Below are 20095 nucleotides of genomic sequence, written 5' to 3'. Positions count from 1 at the left end.
GCGTGAACACCTGTGCGGTAGCGTTACAGCATTTTACCAGACAAACTATAGCAAATTGCACTGTAGCAATACTGTAACTTAAAAGAAAGGCGCTGTGAAATTAACCTATAGTTCAGTTAGTATAAATCCCCGAATAATTTATTTAAATTCGGTATCAGAATAGGAAATGCTTGTACTATGGCCACAGGAAAAACCGGTAAAGTTTTAATAGTTGACGATGAAACCGACGTGCTTTTTGCACTGAAAATGTTGCTGAAAACGGAGGTAAAAGAAGTGGTGACTGAAAAAAATCCGGACAACCTTATCAGCCTGCTATCCAAAGAGAAGTTTGATGTCATTTTCCTGGACATGAACTTTAAAAGCGCACTGAATACCGGCAACGAAGGCCTTTACTGGTTGCGCCAGATACTGGATAAAGACAAAGACGCCACCGTTATCCTGATCACGGCGTATGGCGATGTGGAGCTGGCAGTGAAGTCTTTAAAACAAGGCGCACACGACTTCATCGTGAAGCCCTGGCACAACGACAAGCTGCTGGAAACACTGCATAACGCCCTGAATGCCAAAGGCGGCAAAAAAACCGGCAAGCAAACTATAGCCACGCAGCAGACAACCATTCTTGGCCAGTCCGAAGCTCTACAGGATATCCTTTACAAGATCGAAAAAATTGCCCCCACCGAGGCCAACGTGCTCATACTGGGTGAGAACGGAACAGGCAAGGAACTGGTAGCACGCGCACTTCACGAGAAATCCTTCCGCGCAAATAAGCCTTTTGTGAGCGTGGATGTAGCTGCCCTGACCGATACTTTATTTGAGAGTGAGCTGTTCGGTTTTAAAAAAGGCGCTTTTACCGATGCCAAAGAAGACCGGAAAGGCCGTTTTGAAGCTGCCAACGGTGGCACGCTGTTCTTAGATGAGATCGGGAATATTTCGCCGGCCATGCAAGCCAAGCTGTTAACGGTGCTGCAAAACCGGCAGGTAACACCGCTTGGCTCCAACACACCCGTGCCGGTGGACATCCGGCTGATATCGGCAACCAACGAACCGATTTACGAACTGGCAGCCAAAAACCTGTTCCGTAAAGATCTGATCTACCGCATTAATACCGTAGAGATCACCTTGCCCCCGCTGCGGCAGCGCCACGGCGATGTGGAGTTGCTGGCCCGGCACTTTGCGGAAATCTATGCGCTGAAGAACCATAAACCGGTACCGGAGTTTGCACCTGCCACCCTACAAAAACTGAATCAGCATAGCTGGCCGGGCAACGTGCGCGAATTGCAGCATGCCGTAGAGCGGGCCATCATTCTGGCCGAAAACAACGTGCTGCAACCACAGGACTTCACATTCTCGGCCATGGAGCTGGCACCTGTTACCCAAACTATAGCTTCGTTTGCTGCAGAAACCAACATGCCGCTAAGCGAGATAGAGCGCGAAACCATACGCCGCGTGATCGAAAAGAACAAAGGCAACATCTCGAAGGCTGCCAAAGAACTTGGCCTTACCCGCACCGCCCTTTACCGCCGCCTGAACAAATATGATATCTAAGCGACTGGAGCTCGGGTTGTTTGTCCGGTTTACACTTTTGCTGGGCATGATGTACCTTACCGTGCAATACCTGACCAACTATACCTGGCTGCAGGTAACATCGGGTATACTGATTATGCTGGCGCAACTATGGGAGATGGCCCGTTATGTAACCCGCAGCAACAACGAGCTGGCCAAATTTCTGGAAGCAGTAAAACAGCGTGATTTTTCGCAACGCTTTAACGAGAACACAAACTCCTCATTACAACAGCTGCACAAAGCGTTTAACCTGATCAACAACACATTTAAGCAACTGCACATCGAGCGCGAGGCCCAGTTCCAGTACATGCAAACCATACTACAGCTGGTGGATACCGGCATAATGGCTGTAGATGCGGAGACTGGTGAGGTAGAATGGGTAAACGACGCGTTTAAAAAGATGCTGGGCGTGCCCTATCTGAAGAGTGTGAACAGCCTGGAGAACCGCTACCCTGCCCTGTACGAGTCACTGCAAACTATAGCATCAGGAGAAACAACCCAGGTGAAACTCAAATTACCTGCCGGTCAGGCGCAGTTGCTGGTGTCGGCTACGGCCTTTACTATGCAGCACCGCAACCTGCTGCTTATAGTTCTGAAAAACGTGAGCGCCACCGTAGATGCCACCGAGACCGAAGCCTGGCAGAAACTGCTCCGCGTGATGACGCATGAGATTATGAACTCGGTAGCCCCTATTGCCTCGCTGGCCGATACCTTAGGCAAACACCTGCACCTGGAGCGCGAACGCTATAGTTCAGAACCTGAAGCCGTAGTGGATGTAGAACTGCTGGAAGATACCGAAGAAGGCATTGGCATCATTAAAAAGCGCAGCGAAGGGCTTTTACGTTTCACGCAGTTTTACCGCAATCTCAACAAGCAACAGCACCTGAACCTGACTACCATTTACGTGCAGGAGCTTTTTAAAAGCATAGATGCCCTGATGCGCCCGCGGCTGGAAGAAGAAGGTATCAGCTATAGTTGTAAAGTATCCCCCACAGAATTAACTATAGTTGGCGACGTGAACCTGCTGGAACAAGTGCTTATCAACCTGATTACCAATGCACAGCGCGCGGTTCGGGAGCGGCAAAATCCACAGATACTGCTGGTAGCCCGGCCACAGGAAGACAAAATAACTATAGAAGTGCTCGACAACGGCTCCGGCATTCCGGAAGAGATACTGGAAAGCATTTTTATTCCCTTCTTTACTTCGCACAAAGACGGCTCCGGCATCGGACTTAGCCTTTCCAAGCACATCATGCACCTGCACAAAGGCACTATTCAGGTAGAAAGTGAAGTGGGAGTTGGTACTACCTTTAAGCTGACTTTCTGATTAATTTCAGCGCGTATCTTTATAAAGATCTCATAAACATCAGTGAGCTCTTCAAGGCTGCTTAGTTTAACAATATTTATGCAATTATAGATTTATCAAAGTTAAATATAGACAATATCTATGAACATAACTCCCTGAGATAGAGTATACCGGTTAAGTTAACGTATTAATCATCAACCGGTATCGCGCCATGAATGAAAACAAAAAGTACCGCACTGCCAGCACAGGCAAGGGCCACAAAGGCAATGGCCAGGAAAAAGGCCGCACACTTACTACCCGCCAGGGCCACCCCGTAACCGATAACCAGAACATCCGGACAGTAGGCAACCGTGGACCGGCTACCATGGAGAACTACCACTTCATCGAAAAGATCTCGCACTTTGACCGGGAACGTGTGCCGGAACGTGTGGTGCATGCCCGTGGCGCCGGCGCCCATGGCGTATTTAAAGCCTACGGCACCGTTGGCAACGACCCTGTCGAAAAATTTACCCGGGCCAAGGTCTTTAAAAAAGGAAAAGAGACACCAACCTTTGTTCGTTTCTCTACGGTAGGCCACGGCACCCACTCCCCCGAAACCCTGCGCGACCCACGTGGTTTTGCTGTTAAATTTTACACCGAAGATGGCAACTGGGACCTGGTAGGCAACAACCTCAAGATCTTCTTCATCCGCGATGCCATGAAATTTCCGGACCTGATCCACTCACAGAAACCGGACCCGGTTACTAACATCCAGAGCGCAGAACGTATTTTCGACTTTTTCTCAGGCACACCCGAAGCTACCCACATGGTTACGTTCCTGTACTCGCCGTGGGGCATACCGGCCAACTATAGACAGATGCAGGGCTCGGGAGTGAACACCTATAAATGGGTGAATGCAGACGGCGAGGCCATGCTGGTAAAATACCACTGGGAACCGCTGCAGGGCATCCGCAACCTTACACAGAAAGAGGCACAGGAGATACAGGGCAAGAACTTTAACCACGCCACCCAAGACCTGTACGAAGCCATAGAGCGGGGTGATTTTCCGGAGTGGGAACTGAATGTGCAGCTCATGAGCGACGACGACCACCCCGAACTGGATTTTGACCCGCTGGACGATACCAAACTATGGCCGAACGATAAATTTCCGTGGTACCCGATTGGCAAAATGACCCTGAACCGCAATCCGGTAGACTACTTTAACGAGGTAGAGCTTTCCGCGTTTGGTACTGGTGTGCTGGTGGACGGGCTTGACTTTTCGGATGATAAGATGCTGCAGGGCCGTACCTTCTCCTACTCCGACACCCAGCGGTACCGCGTGGGGGCCAACTACCTGCAGCTGCCTATAAATGCGCCTAAAACACACGTAGCTACCAACCAGCGCGGCGGCCAGATGGCTTTTGACACAGACTTTGCAGAAGGCCAGAACATACACGTGAACTATGAGCCGTCGATTTTAGGTGGTTTACAGGAAGCGCCGAAGCCGGGCAAAGATTACATGCCTCGGTACGAAGCCAACCTCATGCGCCAGGCCATTGACCGCGCCAACCCGTTTAAGCAGGCCGGCGAAACGTTCCGCAGCTTCGAAGACTGGGAACGCGATGAACTGATCAATAACCTGGGCAACGACCTGGCCAAATGCGACCCGCGCATACAGGAAAAAATGCTGAGCTACTTTACCCAGGCAGATGAAGAGTATGGCAGAAGAGTGAAGGAAAGCATTGAGCGGGCAGTGAAAGAAGCGAAAAAAACAATGAAGCACGACCTGCTGGAAGGCACAGATGGCCCGCTGGGCAATGTAACCGGCGAGCAGGCTGTGGAAGAAGCGCAGACAAGATCACATTCCGCTAAACCATACTAAGGTTTACATCAGTAACGTATAGTTTCTACTTTAAAACCGTGGTCAGCCCTATAAGCTGGCTACGGTTTTTTTATGCCTTTCATCCTCATTCAGAACAGGTGCACTTTTTACAACACTATAGTTTTTTAACCCTGTTGCCAACTATAGTTTAAGTTGAATATTTTTTTGGATTAATATACTTTACACCGTACAACAATGCTTATTTTCGCGCTCCGTTATTCCCAACCTACTATGAAAAAACATTACCGCTCCGAAAACGATTGCCTGAACTGCGGCAACACAGTACCCGATAAGTTTTGTACAAACTGTGGCCAGGAAAATCTCCAACTCCACGAAAGCTTCCTGCACCTGATGCTGCACAGTGTTGGCCACTACTTCCATGTTGAGTCGAAGTTTTTTAACAGCCTGGTCCCACTTTTCACGAAGCCGGGCTTTTTAACCAAAGAGTATTTTGCCGGCCGCCGTGCATCCTACCTCAACCCGTTCAGCATGTATATTTCTATCAGCATCCTGTTCTTCTTTCTTTTCACGGCTAACACCAACATCAACCAAAAAAAGATACTGAAAGAGAAAGCCGGCGCCGGTAAAACTATAGTTACCGAAAGACCGGAAGAGAAAATACCCGTGAAAGATAATATTAGCATAAACGGATGGGATGTACCGATAAAGGGCCTTAACGCTAAGTTCCGGGAGGTGAAGCAAGATGAGTTAAGAAGTGCGCTTTTCAAAAATAAGCTGGTAAGCCACCTGCCTAAAACAATGTTCCTTTTGCTGCCTCTGTTCGCCCTGATTCTTAAACTGGTAAACATCCGGTCTAAAAAGTTATATGCCGAGCACCTGATCTATTCCATTCATGTGCATTCGTTCCTGTTCCTGTTCGGGGCTATCCTTATTGCGCTAAAGTGGTTGCTGCCTTTCTTATCAAGCTGGATTTTGCTGGCCGGATTTATAGTTTCAGTCTGGTACATTTACAGATCTATGCGCACCATGTACAGGAGTTCGCGCTGGCGTACAGTTTCCAAATTTATGATGCTGGCCTTTGCGTACACTTTCCTGATGCTGCTTAGCTGCTTTGGTTTAGTGCTGATAACTTTGTATTCAGTGTAGCAACCTCTTAACCCGCTACTCAGCGTTTCGGACTTCAACCATTATACGTTACCCGCGTTCATATCTACATAGTATAAAACTATAGTTGTCAGCAACTTATACATAACGTAGAATTATGAGCGCGCAACCCCTGCAACAACAGGTAACTGCTATTTTAGCAACCGCCGGTGTAACGGTAAATGGTACTGCGCCATGGGACCTGCAGGTGCACGACAACCGCTTTTACAAACGTGTGCTTACAGAAGGTACCCTGGGTTTGGGAGAGGCGTACATGGATGGCTGGTGGGATTGCGAAAACATAGACCAGTTTGTTTTTAAAGCAATACGGGCTGACCTGTACAGGCAGGCAAAGCTTGGGTGGCGTTCGGTGCTACAGGTGTTGCTGGCAAGGCTTTTTAACCTGCAGGGCAAAGGCAGAGCCACCCGAAACGCACAGCGCCACTACGACATAGGCAACAAACTATACCAGCTTATGCTCGACAAGCGCATGAACTATAGTTGCGGCTACTGGAAAGATGCCAATAACCTGGACCAGGCCCAGGAAAACAAGCTCGACCTGATCTGCCGGAAACTATACCTGCAACCGGGGCAGCGCGTGCTGGACATTGGCTGCGGCTGGGGTGGTTTTGCAAAATATGCAGCCGAAAACTATGGCGTTGAGGTTGTAGGCATAACCGTCTCGGAAGAGCAGGCTGCACTGGCCCGGGAAATCTGCAAAGGGCTACCCATTGAGATACGCCTGCAGGATTACCGCGACCTGCAGGAACAGTTCGACCACATCGTTTCGGTGGGGATGTTTGAGCATGTTGGCTACCGTAACCACCGCCGGTTTATGCAAACGGCCGCCCGTTGCCTGAAAGAGGATGGCTTGTTTCTGCTGCACACCATCGGCAGCAATTTTTCCAGGGTCGCCGCAGATCCGTTCACAGACACCTACATTTTCCCGAATTGCCTGATCCCTTCCGTTAAACAGCTGGGTAGCGCCATGGAGCATCTTTTTATAGTGGAAGACTGGCACAACTTCGGACCGTATTACGACCTAACTCTGGTGGCCTGGTTCCGGAACTTTGACTTCAACTGGTCCCAGCTGCAGGGCGAATATGGCGACCGCTTTTACCGCATGTGGAAATACTACCTGCTCTCCAGCGCCGGCTCGTTCCGGGCACGCAACAACCAACTATGGCAACTGGTACTTTCCAAAAAAGGAACTATAGGCGGCTACGAGGCGGTGCGGTAAACTATAGCATAAGATGGTAAGGGAAGTCACCCTTGCCGAACTATAGGTTAGGCCTCTGGCCCCATAAGAGCTGAAACTATAGTTTGATACATGCCATTTGCAAATTGGCCCCATAGTCAGCCACAAGTTACGCTACTGCTAAACTTGCGGCATAATACAATCCTGAAAATCATAAAATCCTGAAAATCCTGATTCAGACTAAAGACGCAAAGTATTGTGCCTCTACAAATACCAAACACCTTTCTTTTTCTAACTTTTTAACTTCCCAACTTTCTAACTTTCCAACTATAGCCCGTGGATAACTCTATGGAAAACTGTTGGATAAAAAGCCGTCGCATCTGAGCTTCAGATTGATTATCTTTGTAGTAATGGAAAATTTCGTAGTATCAGCGCGTAAGTACCGCCCGAGCACGTTCGATAGCGTGGTAGGGCAACACCATATAACCAACACCCTGAAAAACGCCATCAGCAGTAAGCACCTGGCGCAGGCATTTTTATTTTGCGGTCCGCGTGGGGTGGGTAAAACTACCTGTGCCCGTATTCTGGCCAAAACTATAAACTGCCAGAACATTACCCCGGAAACCGAAGCCTGCAACGAGTGCGAATCCTGCCGTAGCTTTAACAGCAACAGCTCGTTCAACATCCATGAGCTCGATGCCGCTTCCAACAACTCCGTAGAGGATATCCGGAACCTGGTGGAGCAGGTGCGCTATGCCCCGCAAACCGGTAAATATAAGATCTATATCATAGATGAGGTGCACATGCTCTCTAACCAGGCCTTCAACGCCTTTCTGAAGACGCTGGAAGAGCCGCCATCGTATGCCATTTTCATTCTGGCTACCACCGAGCGCCACAAGATCATCCCAACCATCCTGTCGCGCTGCCAGATCTTCGATTTTAACAGAATCAGGATTGAGGACATGGTGCGCCACCTGGGTAATATTGCCCAGAAAGAGAACATACAGGCCGAGCCCGATGCACTGCACCTGATCTCGCAGAAAGCAGATGGCGCATTGCGTGATGCCTTGTCAATTTTCGACCAGATGGTAACCTTCTCGGGCAGCAATGTAACCTACAAAGCTACCGTAGAGAACCTGCACATCCTGGATTATGATTATTATTTCCGGCTGACGGACGACCTGCTGAACCAGAACCTGTCTGGCGCAATGCTGTTGTTTGATGAGATCCTGAAGAACGGTTTTGATGCGCATAACTTCCTGATCGGGATTGGCGAGCATTTCCGTAGTCTGCTGGTTTGCAAAGATCCTCAGACGGTACAGTTACTGGAAGTATCGGATAATATCAAAGCTAAGTATGCCGAGCAGTCTGCCAAATCTTCGGTATCGTTCCTGTTATCGGGCCTGAACCTGGTAAGCAGCTGTGACACCAACTATAAGAGCAGCAAAAACCAGCGCCTGCACGTAGAGCTGTGCCTCATGAAAATGGCGCACCTGAATGCAGCCCTGAGCTTTGCGCAAAACGGAGCAGAACCAAAAAAAGCTAAGGTAGCGGCGCCGGCACCAGCCCCTACCACATCAACAGGTGCCATTCCTTCTGCTACCATGCAGCCTACTCATGCCAATGGCACTGTTCCGTCGCAGCAAATGCAGCAACCGGTTCCGGCAGGTAGCATACCATCGGCAGAACTGCAGCAGCCGCCAAAGCCGCAGCACATAACGCCTGATGCGCACGTGGCACCACCGGCTCCAAAGGCGCCTGTAACATCGGCTCCGCCTGCACCATCCAAGCCTGGTTTGCCACCGCAGAAAAAGCTGAGCAAGCTGCCAAGCTTAAAAGACCTGCAGCAGGCCCCGGCAACAAACGCAGCCACTACTACAGCCGAGGAAGCAGAAGAAGCTGCTTACGGCACGTTTGTACCCGTAGACCAGGCAAAACTGAAAACGGCCTGGCATGCTATCCTTCGCCGCAAGAAGGACGAAAACATGATGGACTATACGCTCCTGAACCGCCAGTACCATGTAAGCGAGCAGAACGAGATCACGCTGCACCTCGATAACCATGTGATGATGGACCAGTTCTCGGCACTGCGACCGGCGTTGCTTGCTGAGCTTAAAAGCCAGCTCAACAACAGAACTATAGTTTTAAGAGCCGAAGTAGTGGAGATACAGGACGAGAAACGCCTTTATACCTCGCAGGATAAGTTTAACTACCTGGCCGAGAAGTTCCCGGTTATAGTTGACCTGAAACAGCGCCTTGGCCTCGATACCGATTTTTAATTTGTAATATACTATCTTCGTATAGTCACAAACATTACCTAAAAACCAAACTATGACAGTTAAAAAGGGATTATCCCTGTTTTTGGTTGCGTCTGCTTTTACATTAACCCAGTGTAAGAACGAGATCACCCAGACACAGGCTACAACCGGGGCTACTGCTGAAGCCAAAGCCGAAAAAGAATATAAATACGAAACAGCACCAAACGACCCGCTGAACGCCCGCATCTACACCCTGGATAACGGCCTGAAAGTATATTTATCAGATTACGAAGAAGCGCCACGTATCCAGACCTTTATTGCGGTGCGTGCCGGTTCTAAAAACGACCCTGCCGATGCCACCGGCCTTGCCCACTACCTGGAGCACATGGTGTTTAAAGGTACCACGGAACTGGGAACCCAGAACTGGGAAAAAGAGAAAGTGGAGCTGGATAAGATTGAAGCGCTTTACGAAAAATACAGAGCGACGAAGGACGAGGCTGCCCGCAAAAAGATCTATGCACAGATCGACTCTGTTTCGGGAGTAGCCGCTACGTATGCTATCGCCAACGAGTACGACAAAATTCTGAGTGCCATCGGGGCAAAAGGTACCAACGCCTATACCTGGGTAGACCAGACCGTTTACACCAACGACATCCCGAGCAACCAACTGGAGCGCTGGATAGAACTGGAAGCCGACCGTTTCGGCGACATGGTGCCACGTATTTTCCATACGGAGCTGGAAGCTGTGTACGAAGAGAAAAACCGTACGCTGGACAACGATGGTTGGAAAGTACAGGAAGCGATCAGTGCTGCCCTGTTCCCGACGCACCAGTATGGCTCGCAGTCAACTATAGGAACTATAGAACACCTCAAAAACCCTTCTATCACCGAGATCAAGAAGTACTACAACAAGTATTACATCCCGAACAACATGGCCATTGCCATGAGCGGCGATATTGATTTTGATCAGACTATAAAACTGATTGACAAGTACTGGGGAAGCATGGAAAAGCAGCCGGAACCAGCATTTGACGTTGCCCAGGAAAAGCCTATTCAGAAGCCAATTGTAAAAGAGATCCTGGGTCCGGATGCAGAGAATGTATCCATCGCCTTCCGTACGCCGGACATTAATTCTAAAGATGCCCTGGTGGTAAACATGATCACCAACCTGCTTTACAATGGCCAGGCCGGTCTGGTAGACCTTAACCTGAACCAGCAGCAGAAAGTATTGCAGGCCTATGCCTACGACACGCCTATGAAAGATTATGGCATGTTCCGGATGACGGGTATGCCACGCCAAGGCCAGACACTGGACCAGGTTCGTAATCTGTTATTGCAGCAGCTGGAGCTGATCAAGAAAGGCCAGTTTGACGAGTCGCTGATACAGGCGGTGGTGAACAACGACAAGATAAACACCATGAAGGCGTATGAAGAAAACAGCAACCGTGCTGATGCCTTTGTATCTGCCTTTATTTATGAGATGCCGTGGCAGAAATTTGTGAGTCGCCCGGCTGAGTTTGCCAAAATAACGAAGCAGGATGTAATGGATGTGGCTAATAAATACTTCCAGAACAACTATGTGATTATTTACAAAAAGACCGGCAAAGACCCGAACGCTCAGAAAGTAGAAAAGCCTGCCATTACGCCGGTAGCCGTTAACCGCGATGCACAGTCGGAGTACTATAAGGAGTTTATGGCAAAAGAAGTAGCGCCACTACAGCCTGTGTTCATCGACTATAAGAAAGACATTACAGAGTCTAAGTTAAAGCAGAATATCCCGCTTCTTTACACGAAGAATAAGGATAACGGCTTGTTCCAGCTTTACTATATCCTGGACATGGGTACCAACAACGACCCTAAACTGGGCATGGCTGTGAACTACCTGAAATACCTGGGTACCGATAAATACACTGCTGAAGAACTTCAGAAAGAGTTTTACAAGCTGGGTACTTCGTTTGATGTGTTCTCTTCCGGCGACCAGGTGTATGTAAGCTTAACAGGACTTGATGAGAACTTTGAGAAAGGCCTGAACCTGTTCGAAAGTGTACTTGCCAACGCCAAACCGGACCAGAAAGCTCTGAACGACATGGTTGCCGGCATGCTGAAAGCCCGCGAAGATGCCAAGAAAAACAAAGGCATTATTCTGCAGCAGGCCATGATGAACTATGCCAAATATGGCCCTAAGAATCCGTTCAACACGGTAATGAGCGAGAAAGAGCTGAAGGCTGTAAAACCGCAGGAGCTGGTAAACATCATTAAAAGCATTCCGACCTACGAGCACCGCGTGCTGTACTATGGCCCACGTGAAACAGATAAGCTGACAGTTGCCCTGAACGCAGGCCACAACGTGCCAGCTACGCTTAAGCCGGTGCCTGCCGAGAAGGTTTACAAGGAGATAGATTTTACGCAGCCAACTGTTTACTGGGCGGACTATAACATGGTACAGGCCGAGATGATGTTTGTGAGCAAATCTGTTCCTTATAACAAAGACATTATTCCGGTAGTGCGCCTTTACAACGAGTACATGGGTGGCATTGTGTTCCAGGACCTGCGTGAGTCTAAAGCGCTTGCCTACTCTACTTACTCCAGCTATGGCACTGCTTCTAAAAAGGATCGTGCAAACTACCTGGTGTCTTACATCGGGGCGCAGGCCGATAAATTAGCAGAAGCTATGGCAGGTATGCAGGCACTGTTAACCGATATGCCACTGGCAGATGCCAACTTCCAGAACGCGCAGGCGGCCTTACGCAACAGCATTTCTACGGAGCGTATCACAAAATCTGATATCCTGTTCAATTACGAGCGTGCCAAGAAGTTAGGCCTGACCTACGACATCCGCCAGGATGTGTACCAAAGCGCTAACACCATGACTTTTGACCAGTTAAAGGAGTTCCAGCAGAAGTATGTTAAAGCCCAGCCACAAGCTATATTGGTGATCGGCTCGAAAGACAAGCTGAACTTTAAAGAACTGGAGAAATACGGTAAAGTGAAGCAGCTGACTTTGAAGGAGTTGTTTGGATATTAATAAAGATGTTAGATGTTAGTATTTAGATATTAGACTAAAACAAAAGCGGCAGCCAACTATGGCTGCCGCTTTTGTTTTATCCGGGCTTATGCTTTGGCAAATTATAGAACTATAGAAAAAGAGGTTGTTAATCCGGTTAATATTTTGGTTTGTCTAAAAGTATAACCCGACAGTGCTATAGTTGCTATAGTTGCTATATTAGTAAACCAGCTATACTCAAATACATCGGTAACCTTAAAACCTTGCATATGGAAAACAGGCTAACTTACACAAAAGCGATACTACTTCTTTTATCAGGTATCGTTTCTATTATTTTGATGTTCTTAGTTGGATCAGAAAGCAACGCCTATGGTTTTTTAACGGGCTATGGTTACACAGCTTCTTTTTGTGGAGCAGTAGCTATAGTTTACACGTACCTCAAAAAATCAGGAAGTAAGGAAACGCAGGGCTGAGTAATTATAAATCAAGAATAAGCATTACCGCTTTGCCAGCACCTCAGCAACACTAGTCCACTTAATTTCAGGATAACGGTTATTATCCAGAGGCTCCAGCTTTGGTAAGCCGGTAAACATATCGCGCATGTACTGCATGCCCTGCCAGGCCGGAAAAACATCTTTGCTGTCAGGCGTAAGTGCTTTGGTTACTTTAATGATCGCATTCAGCAAGCCCAGTCCGCCAACCCTTAACAGTCCAAATTCTTCTCCGGTAGCTTTCGTGGCCGCATCTCTTAAACTATAAACATTCAGTACATCCCCAGCAATGCGCAGGTAACGCGGTGTGGTGGGGTCGAGTGCAGCTGCTGCGGTATAGTCTGCTGTATTCTGTATAGTTGTAAAATCCATTAGTTGGTCTGGGTTGCCATAGTACATTACCTTTTTTATCGGGAACAGAACGATAGGCGCCTGCCCGGTAAGCAGATCGGCAAACATGCCGCAAAGTATAGAAGTCGCTGCTATTGGTGCTTTGTCTAAGCGTTCTTTAAATTCTTTCCGGAAGTCCAGGTTGCGGTTATTGCCGTAGGGCAGCTTCGTGAAATCGATGGCGAAGTCGGAGGGGATAAAACGGGGAACACCGGCCGCTACGGCTGCATTCAGCAACAACGTTTGGATGCCAACTATAACATAATGCAGCCCCGACAGCGCCGAAACTACACAACTTGCCCCTTCACAAGCTTTCGTTAACTCAGCAGCATTATGGAAATCAACTTCAACTATAGTTGCTCCCGCTTTTTGTAAGGCATCTACTTTAGCTTTGTCGCTATCGTTCCGAACGAGTACTCTAACTATAGCTCCTTTCTCAAGAAGCGACCTGGAAATGCGTCCGCCTAAATCTCCGGTGACTCCTGCTAAAACTATAGTTGGTGTTTGTGATGTGTTGTTTTCCATAGTTGCTTAGTTACTATGGTTTGTAACAGGGATTTATGGGAAAGGTTGTGGTGGCACTAAAAGGGCATGTCTGCCAGTAGGGTTGCAATTGGCTAAAAAATAACTTTCTAATTTAGACAAGTATTTTTCTGAAGCTGTTTCGGATTTGTAATCCGGAACCCTGTTAATTGCGGATTTGCAATCCGCATGCTTGTTAGAGTAGTTACTGCCTTTGCCATTGCGGATTACAAATCCGCGGCTATCATGCTCTTTCGGATTGCAAATCCGAAAGAGCATGATAATCATAGCAATTATAAATTTTCACTAATTTCGGATAGTAGCCTCTAAAGCTTATATTGATAATAATTTACCACCATGAAGTTATACTTGATTTCGACCTTATTAGCGGCTGTAATTATCATAGCATCCAGTTGTAATACTGATAATAGGAAGGGAATAGATATAAAGTCTGAAATATCAAATGACAACGCTAATCAAGCATTAAAGACCTGTATTAGCGAAATAAAAATTATATACCCAGACCCACAAACAGAAGCACCTGATATAGTTGAATTTTATATTAATAGCACTGACTCAAGTTTAAATCACATATTAAAGACTAAATCTATAGAAAACTTATTATTTATAGAAGGTGATCAATCGGGTGGAGAAGAAAGTAGGTTTGGATCAGGAATTAAAATAACAGAATTAAAGAAGGATTACTTTAAGCTACATTACATAACAAGTCACTTTAGGGGCTATCCTGTTGATACAGTAGAAGAGGAAGGTTCAGATTTTCTGGTACCTATTGCCAACCCGGCAACTATACCTGTTGATACAGTAGAAGAGGAAGGTTCAGATTTTATACAAACTGCACAACTTGTAATAACTGATAAAAATGGTAAACAATGGAATATCAAATCCTGCTCTCAATTGCCTTAATCAAAAAAGGCCACCCGATCTCTCAGGCAGCCTTTTCTATTTATACTTTATACTTCAGATTAGAAGTTAGCTAAAGCAGCGTTCAGTGTTTCGCTAGGGCGCATGGCTTTGCTGGTCTTCTCTTCGTTCGGGTGGTAGTAACCGCCGATGTCAACTGGCTTACCTTGTGCTGCGATCTGCTCGTCTACGATCTTCTGCTCGTTGTCGGTTAGTTCCTGAGCCAGCTTCGTGAAGCGGTCTTTCAGCTCCTGGTTCTTGGTTTGCTCGGCAAGTGCCTGTGCCCAGTACATAGCCAGGTAGAAGTGGCTGCCACGGTTATCGATGCCACCTACTTTACGGGCCGGCGACTTGTCTTTCTCCAGGAACTCAGCGTTTGCTTTGTTCAGGGCTTCTGCCAATACTTCAGCCTTCTCGTTTTTGGTTTTGTAAGCAAGGTCTTCTAAAGAAACTGCCAGTGCCAGGAACTCACCAAGCGAATCCCAACGAAGGTAGTTTTCTTCAATAAACTGCTCCACGTGCTTCGGTGCAGATCCACCAGCACCTGTTTCGAACAATCCACCGCCATCCAGCAACGGAACAATAGAAAGCATTTTAGCACTTGTTCCTAATTCAATGATCGGGAACAGGTCTGTCAGGTAGTCGCGCAGTACGTTACCGGTTACTGAGATAGTGTCTTTACCCGCTTTGGCACGCTCGCAGGTATAACGCATCGCTTCTACCGGCGACATGATCTTGATCTCAAGGCCGTTTGTATCGTGGTCCTGCAGGTATTTTTCTACTTTCTTGATCAGGTTTGTATCGTGCGCACGCTGTGGATCTAACCAGAAAATAGCAGGTGTGTTCGTGATTCTTGCTCTTGTAACGGCCAGTTTCACCCAGTCCTGAATCGGAAGGTCTTTTGTTTGGCAGGCTCTGAAAATGTCGCCTTCTTCTACTTTCTGCTCCATCAGCGTATTGCCGTTCGCATCAACTACACACACCGTACCAGCAGCTTCCATCTGGAAAGTTTTGTCATGCGAACCGTACTCTTCTGCCTTCTGCGCCATTAAACCAATGTTCGGCACGGTACCCATTGTAGTCGGGTCGAAAGCGCCATTCTCTTTGCAGAACTGGATCACTTCCTGGTAGATCTGGGCATACGAACGGTCCGGGATGATCGCTTTGGTGTCGTGCAGTTTGCCATCCGGTCCCCACATCTGTCCAGACGAACGAATAGCCGCCGGCATAGAGGCATCGATGATCACGTCGCTTGGTACGTGCAGGTTGGTAATGCCTTTATCAGAGTTTACCATTGCCAGTTCTGGGCGATTGGCCATCTCAGCTTTAAGGTCTGCTTCAATCTCGGCACGCTTCTCAGCAGTCAGGTTCTGTATCTTAGCGTAAACATCACCTAAACCATTGTTGGCATCCACACCAATTTCTTTAAACGTAGCGGCGTGCTTGGCAAAAGTATCTTTAAAGAAAACAGTCACCGCGTGGCCGAACATAATAGGGTCAGACACCTTCATCATGGTAGCCTTCAGGTGCAGCGACAGCAGGATGTTATTGTTCTTCGCATCTTCTATCTCTTTCTCCAGGAACGAGCGCAGTGCGTTTTTGCTCATCACTGATGAATCCATCACTTCGCCGGCTTTCAGGGCAATTTTGTCTTTCAGCACTTTGGTCTCGCCGTTGGCGCCAACAAACTCAATGCGTACATCGGTTGCGCTATCAACTATAACAGACTGCTCGGTACCATAAAAATCGCCGCCGCTCATGTGGGCCACGTGTGTTTTAGAGTCTTCAGTCCATTTACCCATTGAATGTGGGTGCTTTTTAGCGTATTGTTTCACCGCATCTGCTACACGACGATCCGAGTTACCCTCGCGCAATACAGGGTTTACCGCGCTACCCAGGATTTTAGCATAACGTGCTTTGGCATCTTTCTCAGCATCGTTCTTCGGGTCGGCAGGATAATCCGGGATGTTGTAACCTTGTGACTGAAGTTCTTTGATGGCTTCTGTCAGCTGAGGGATTGATGCACTGATATTTGGCAATTTGATGATGTTCGCCTCTGGTGTTTTGGCAAGGTCGCCCAGGTACGCCAGGTCGTCGTTCTGCTTCTGCTCTGCTGTCAGGTTCTCCGGGAAGGCAGCAATGATACGGCCAGCCAGGGAAATATCTCTTGTTTCTACTTCAATATCAGCTGCTTTGGTAAAAGCCTGCACGATAGGTAAGAACGAGCGCGTAGCCAACGCCGGCGCTTCATCGGTAATGGTATAGATAATTTTTGATGCTTTTGTACTCATTTTTCTCTTAGGTTAAAACTATACTTGCTCCTTCCGGAACAGGTATAACTACGTAGTGTTTAAATCAGCTTAAGCCAACGTTGCCATCGGGCAAGGTCGGGATAGCAAATATAAGAGTCTTTTTAATACAGGGTACGGAAATACCCACCTTTACTAACTATAGCCGGATTATTTACGAGGCCGGTCCGACAAAGCGGCGGCAGGTAAAGCAAACTATAGTTCAGAACAGCAGGCACCCGGCAACCACCATGTTTTAAATAAGTTACATCCGAAATTTCTGCTCCTGGCAACCGGCAATTAGCACAGTCACCCTGCAAAAATTTAAAACCAAACTATGGGTATTACGTCTTTAGTGAGGTGCTTTCCGTTTTTAAGCGCCCCTTATACCTATGCACCTACATGTAGTGAAGATATTTTACAGACTCATTCTGTTTTTGCTGCTTTTTACCTTACCGCAACTCCTGGCTGCACAGCCGGCCCGTATCATGTGCCTGGGCAACTCTATAACACAGGGCGATGAGAACTATGCAAGCTACCGTTTTCCGCTCTGGAAAAAGCTGGTAGATGCCGGCGCGGAGTTTGAATTTGTGGGATCGCACAACAAGAACAAGTGGGGCGCAGACTCGCCGCAGCAAAATGCCACCTACAAAGGCAAAACCTTTACCAACGTAAACGAAGCGCACTGGGGCTGGCGCACCGACCAGATCCTGCAGGGAAATGAGGACGACCAGGCAGCCGGCAAATTAGCCGACTGGCTGCAACTATACACCCCGGACTATGCCCTGCTGCACCTCGGCACCAACGATGTTTTCCAGGGACAGCCAAACACCCAGACAATAGAGGAGATAAAAGAAGTGATCAGGCAGCTACGGGGCAAAAACCCGGTAGTACGCATTTTACTGGCCAAACTCATCCCCACTACCCGCGACAAAACAGCCAGCGATGAAATTGTAGCGCTAAACAATCTGATAGGTACACTGGCGCAAAACCTGAATACTGCTGCCTCCCCGGTTATAGTGGTAGACCAGTATTCCGGTTTCGATACAGCCACAATGCTGCGCGATGCGGCACATCCCAACGACCTGGGCGATCAGAAAATGGCAGAAACCTGGTACAATGCTATCGCGCCGCTTATTGCGCCGCTGCCGGTAACGCTGGTAAGCTTCAGCGCCACGGTTACTCCAGAAAATAAAGTACAACTGAACTGGGCCACGGCTTCGGAGCAGAACAATGCTTACTTCGAGATACAGCGTACCCTGGATACGACAGGCCAGTTCACTACAATTGGTAAGGTAGCCGGGGCCGGCACTACCCAGCTGCCGGTAAACTATAGTTATGTAGACGAAACAGCTCCGATGGGCGAACTATACTACAGGCTGAAACAGGTTGACTATAACGGAAAGATAACCTACTCTGCCACCGTGCATGCCTCCGCCATACCAGACGACCGTATGCTACAGGTGTACCCGACGGTAGTAGCCCAGGAGCCCGTAACGATAGATATACTGCTGCGCCAGGCCAATGCACCGGTCACCATCTCGGTCTATACTATAACCGGCAAGCACGTGAAAGACCTGACTGGCGCAACCGATGCAGCAGGGCATTTCAACTATAAACTGAACACGGCAGACCTGGATGGCAGCGGCCTGTATTTGGTGCGGGCAGTGGTAGGAACTACAGAGCTGCAGAAGAAATTTATAGTGAAATAGTGCTCACAAACTATAGTTACCCTGTTCCTTCAGAAGTGTTATTACTTCCTGGTCGGTGGTTTGGGTAAACTCTTTATAAAACTGCCCTACTGCCTGGAAGTCGGGTGGCGTCAGCAGGCAAATCACTTCGTCTACCTGCTCTTTCAGTTTTACTATTGCTGATGGTGGCGCGACTGGTACGGCTACGATAACTTTTGCAGGCTGCTTTACTTTTACCAGGGCTATAGTTGCCTGTAAGGTTTTTCCGGTTGCTATCCCGTCATCTACTATAATCACCACTTTATGCTGCAGCGGCACCGTCTCGCGGTTGCCCATAAACAGCCGGTATTTTTCGCGAAGGCTTTCCCGTACGCGTTCTGCTTCGGCGGTTACATAAGATTCGGGTACGGCTATAGTTGGGTCTGTGATGATACTGTTCAGGCTAACGGCACCGATGGCATATTCAGGGTTTGCGGGATGGCCGATCTTTTTAACCAGTGCCAGGTCTAAAGGCATGTGCAGGTACCGGGCAATGGGCGCAGCAACCGGCACCCCTCCGCGAGGAATGGCCAGTACTACGCCATCCTGGCCTTTATAGTTTGCCAGTTGCGCAGCCAGTAGTTCCGCTGCTTCCTCCCGGTTCCGGATCATATTCACCTGGAATTATGAATTCATTACTTCAAAAACTTTACTCCTGCATATTCACACATTCAATTATTCAGAATTCAGTTATTCAAAATTACTCATGGTTGATTTTGCCGCAACGGGTGCTGTTTGCCCGGCTCAAGGTATTTTCTGAACCAGTCTGTGGCTAACTGTGCGGCCATCTCCAGGGCGCCGGGCTCTTCGAACAGATGGGTGGCATCAGACACTATCTCCAGGTCTTTTATGCCTTGCAGCATATCCTGCGCCTGCATATTTAGCGCAAGTACTTCTTCATCTTTGCCGCCAACTATAAGCAGTACGGGTGCCTGCACATCAGCTAAGACCGGCGCAGCCAGATCTGGTCTGCCCCCGCGGCTTACTACAGCTTTTATAATATCTCCTAAGGCAGCCGCAGCCCCCAAAGCCGCAGCAGCACCTGTGCTGGCTCCAAAATACCCGATGTTCAGGTTGTTAATCCGTTCATCTTTTTCTATCCAATAGGTTGTCTGAATCAGGCGTTGCGTCAGTTTGGTTATGTCGAAACGGTTGCTCTGGCTTCTGTCCTCTTCCTCGGTAAGCAGGTCGAAAAGCAGGGTGGCAAACCGGGAACGCTGCAGGTGCTCTGCCACAAAACGGTTACGGGAGCTCAGGCGGCTACTGCCACTGCCATGGGCAAATACCACAAGGCCTTTGGCGTTCTCCACCACGGCCAGGTCTCCAGGCAAAGTCGCATCGTCCAGCTGGATTAAAACTGTGTCGTTAAAGCTATAGTTTGTTTCCATAGATATCAGGTAATGTGCGTGTTAAGTAGTACGCCGGTGCAGGTATAGGGTTGGTGGTATCTGATCCTGCA

At 48.3% G+C, this 20095-nt stretch carries 14 protein-coding genes; 9 read left to right on the top strand and 5 right to left on the bottom strand.

Features of this window, described 5'->3' with window-relative positions; translation table 11 throughout:
- Positions 1–177: 177 nt before the first annotated feature.
- From H7F15_RS17325 to H7F15_RS17295, 7 genes are all read left to right on the top strand, one after another.
- Complete coding sequence (locus tag H7F15_RS17325) at positions 178–1545, top strand: sigma-54 dependent transcriptional regulator (protein ID WP_185198258.1); 1368 nt, start codon at positions 178–180, stop codon at positions 1543–1545.
- Positions 1535–2890: a PAS domain-containing sensor histidine kinase gene (locus H7F15_RS17320; RefSeq protein WP_185198257.1), complete on the top strand. Its 1356-nt coding sequence runs from the start codon at positions 1535–1537 to the stop codon at positions 2888–2890. The genes H7F15_RS17325 and H7F15_RS17320 overlap by 11 nt, the downstream gene beginning before the upstream one ends.
- A 190-nt stretch (positions 2891–3080) precedes the next feature.
- Positions 3081–4730 (top strand): catalase, encoded by a 1650-nt coding sequence (locus H7F15_RS17315; RefSeq protein WP_185198256.1) that lies wholly within the window; start codon positions 3081–3083, stop codon positions 4728–4730.
- A 231-nt stretch (positions 4731–4961) separates the two neighbouring features.
- Entirely contained in the window at positions 4962–5837 is an 876-nt protein-coding gene (locus H7F15_RS17310) for a DUF3667 domain-containing protein (RefSeq protein ID WP_185198255.1), read from the top strand.
- Positions 5838–5952: 115 nt separating this feature from the next.
- Positions 5953–7074 carry a cyclopropane fatty acyl phospholipid synthase gene (gene cfa, locus H7F15_RS17305; protein WP_185198254.1) on the top strand — a complete coding sequence of 374 codons (1122 nt, stop codon included), beginning with the start codon at positions 5953–5955 and terminating at the stop codon, positions 7072–7074.
- A gap of 368 nt (positions 7075–7442) precedes the next feature.
- Entirely contained in the window at positions 7443–9311 is a 1869-nt protein-coding gene (locus H7F15_RS17300) for a DNA polymerase III subunit gamma/tau (RefSeq protein ID WP_185198253.1), read from the top strand.
- A gap of 52 nt (positions 9312–9363) precedes the next feature.
- On the top strand, positions 9364–12315 hold the full coding sequence (locus H7F15_RS17295; RefSeq protein WP_185198252.1) for a pitrilysin family protein: 2952 nt from the start codon (positions 9364–9366) through the stop codon (positions 12313–12315).
- A 476-nt stretch (positions 12316–12791) separates the two neighbouring features.
- On the opposite strand, the gene H7F15_RS17290 is transcribed toward H7F15_RS17295, so the two are convergent.
- Positions 12792–13700 carry an NmrA family NAD(P)-binding protein gene (locus tag H7F15_RS17290; protein ID WP_185198251.1) on the bottom strand — a complete coding sequence of 303 codons (909 nt, stop codon included), beginning with the start codon at positions 13698–13700 and terminating at the stop codon, positions 12792–12794.
- A gap of 354 nt (positions 13701–14054) precedes the next feature.
- Here H7F15_RS17290 and H7F15_RS17285 point away from each other — a divergent pair, with 354 nt between their 5' ends.
- Positions 14055–14621: a hypothetical protein gene (locus H7F15_RS17285; RefSeq protein WP_185198250.1), complete on the top strand. Its 567-nt coding sequence runs from the start codon at positions 14055–14057 to the stop codon at positions 14619–14621.
- Positions 14622–14680: 59 nt separating this feature from the next.
- Here H7F15_RS17285 and H7F15_RS17280 read toward each other — a convergent pair whose 3' ends face one another.
- Together H7F15_RS17280 and H7F15_RS17275 are read right to left on the bottom strand one after the other, a co-directional pair.
- A complete protein-coding gene (locus H7F15_RS17280; protein ID WP_185198249.1) occupies positions 14681–16909 on the bottom strand; it encodes an NADP-dependent isocitrate dehydrogenase in 2229 nt (742 codons plus the stop codon).
- Between the two features lie 122 nt (positions 16910–17031).
- Complete coding sequence (locus tag H7F15_RS17275; RefSeq protein ID WP_185198248.1) at positions 17032–17199, bottom strand: hypothetical protein; 168 nt, start codon at positions 17197–17199, stop codon at positions 17032–17034.
- Positions 17200–17298: 99 nt separating this feature from the next.
- On the opposite strand from H7F15_RS17275, the gene H7F15_RS17270 reads away from it, so the two are divergent.
- On the top strand, positions 17299–18618 hold the full coding sequence (locus tag H7F15_RS17270; RefSeq protein WP_185198247.1) for a GDSL-type esterase/lipase family protein: 1320 nt from the start codon (positions 17299–17301) through the stop codon (positions 18616–18618).
- A 3-nt stretch (positions 18619–18621) separates the two neighbouring features.
- Here H7F15_RS17270 and H7F15_RS17265 read toward each other — a convergent pair whose 3' ends face one another.
- Together H7F15_RS17265 and H7F15_RS17260 are read right to left on the bottom strand one after the other, a co-directional pair.
- Positions 18622–19248, bottom strand: a complete 627-nt coding sequence (locus H7F15_RS17265) for a phosphoribosyltransferase (RefSeq protein ID WP_185198246.1) — start codon at positions 19246–19248, stop codon at positions 18622–18624.
- 92 nt (positions 19249–19340) lie between these two features.
- A complete protein-coding gene (locus H7F15_RS17260) occupies positions 19341–20024 on the bottom strand; it encodes a dienelactone hydrolase family protein (protein ID WP_185198245.1) in 684 nt (227 codons plus the stop codon).
- Between the last annotated feature and the right edge of the window lie 71 nt (positions 20025–20095).

The organism is Pontibacter sp. Tf4, from assembly GCF_014212495.1.
GTDB lineage: Bacteria > Bacteroidota > Bacteroidia > Cytophagales > Hymenobacteraceae > Pontibacter.
The sequence above is the reverse complement of the archived record's forward strand: the minus strand, read 5'-3'. Positions and strand labels throughout refer to the sequence as shown.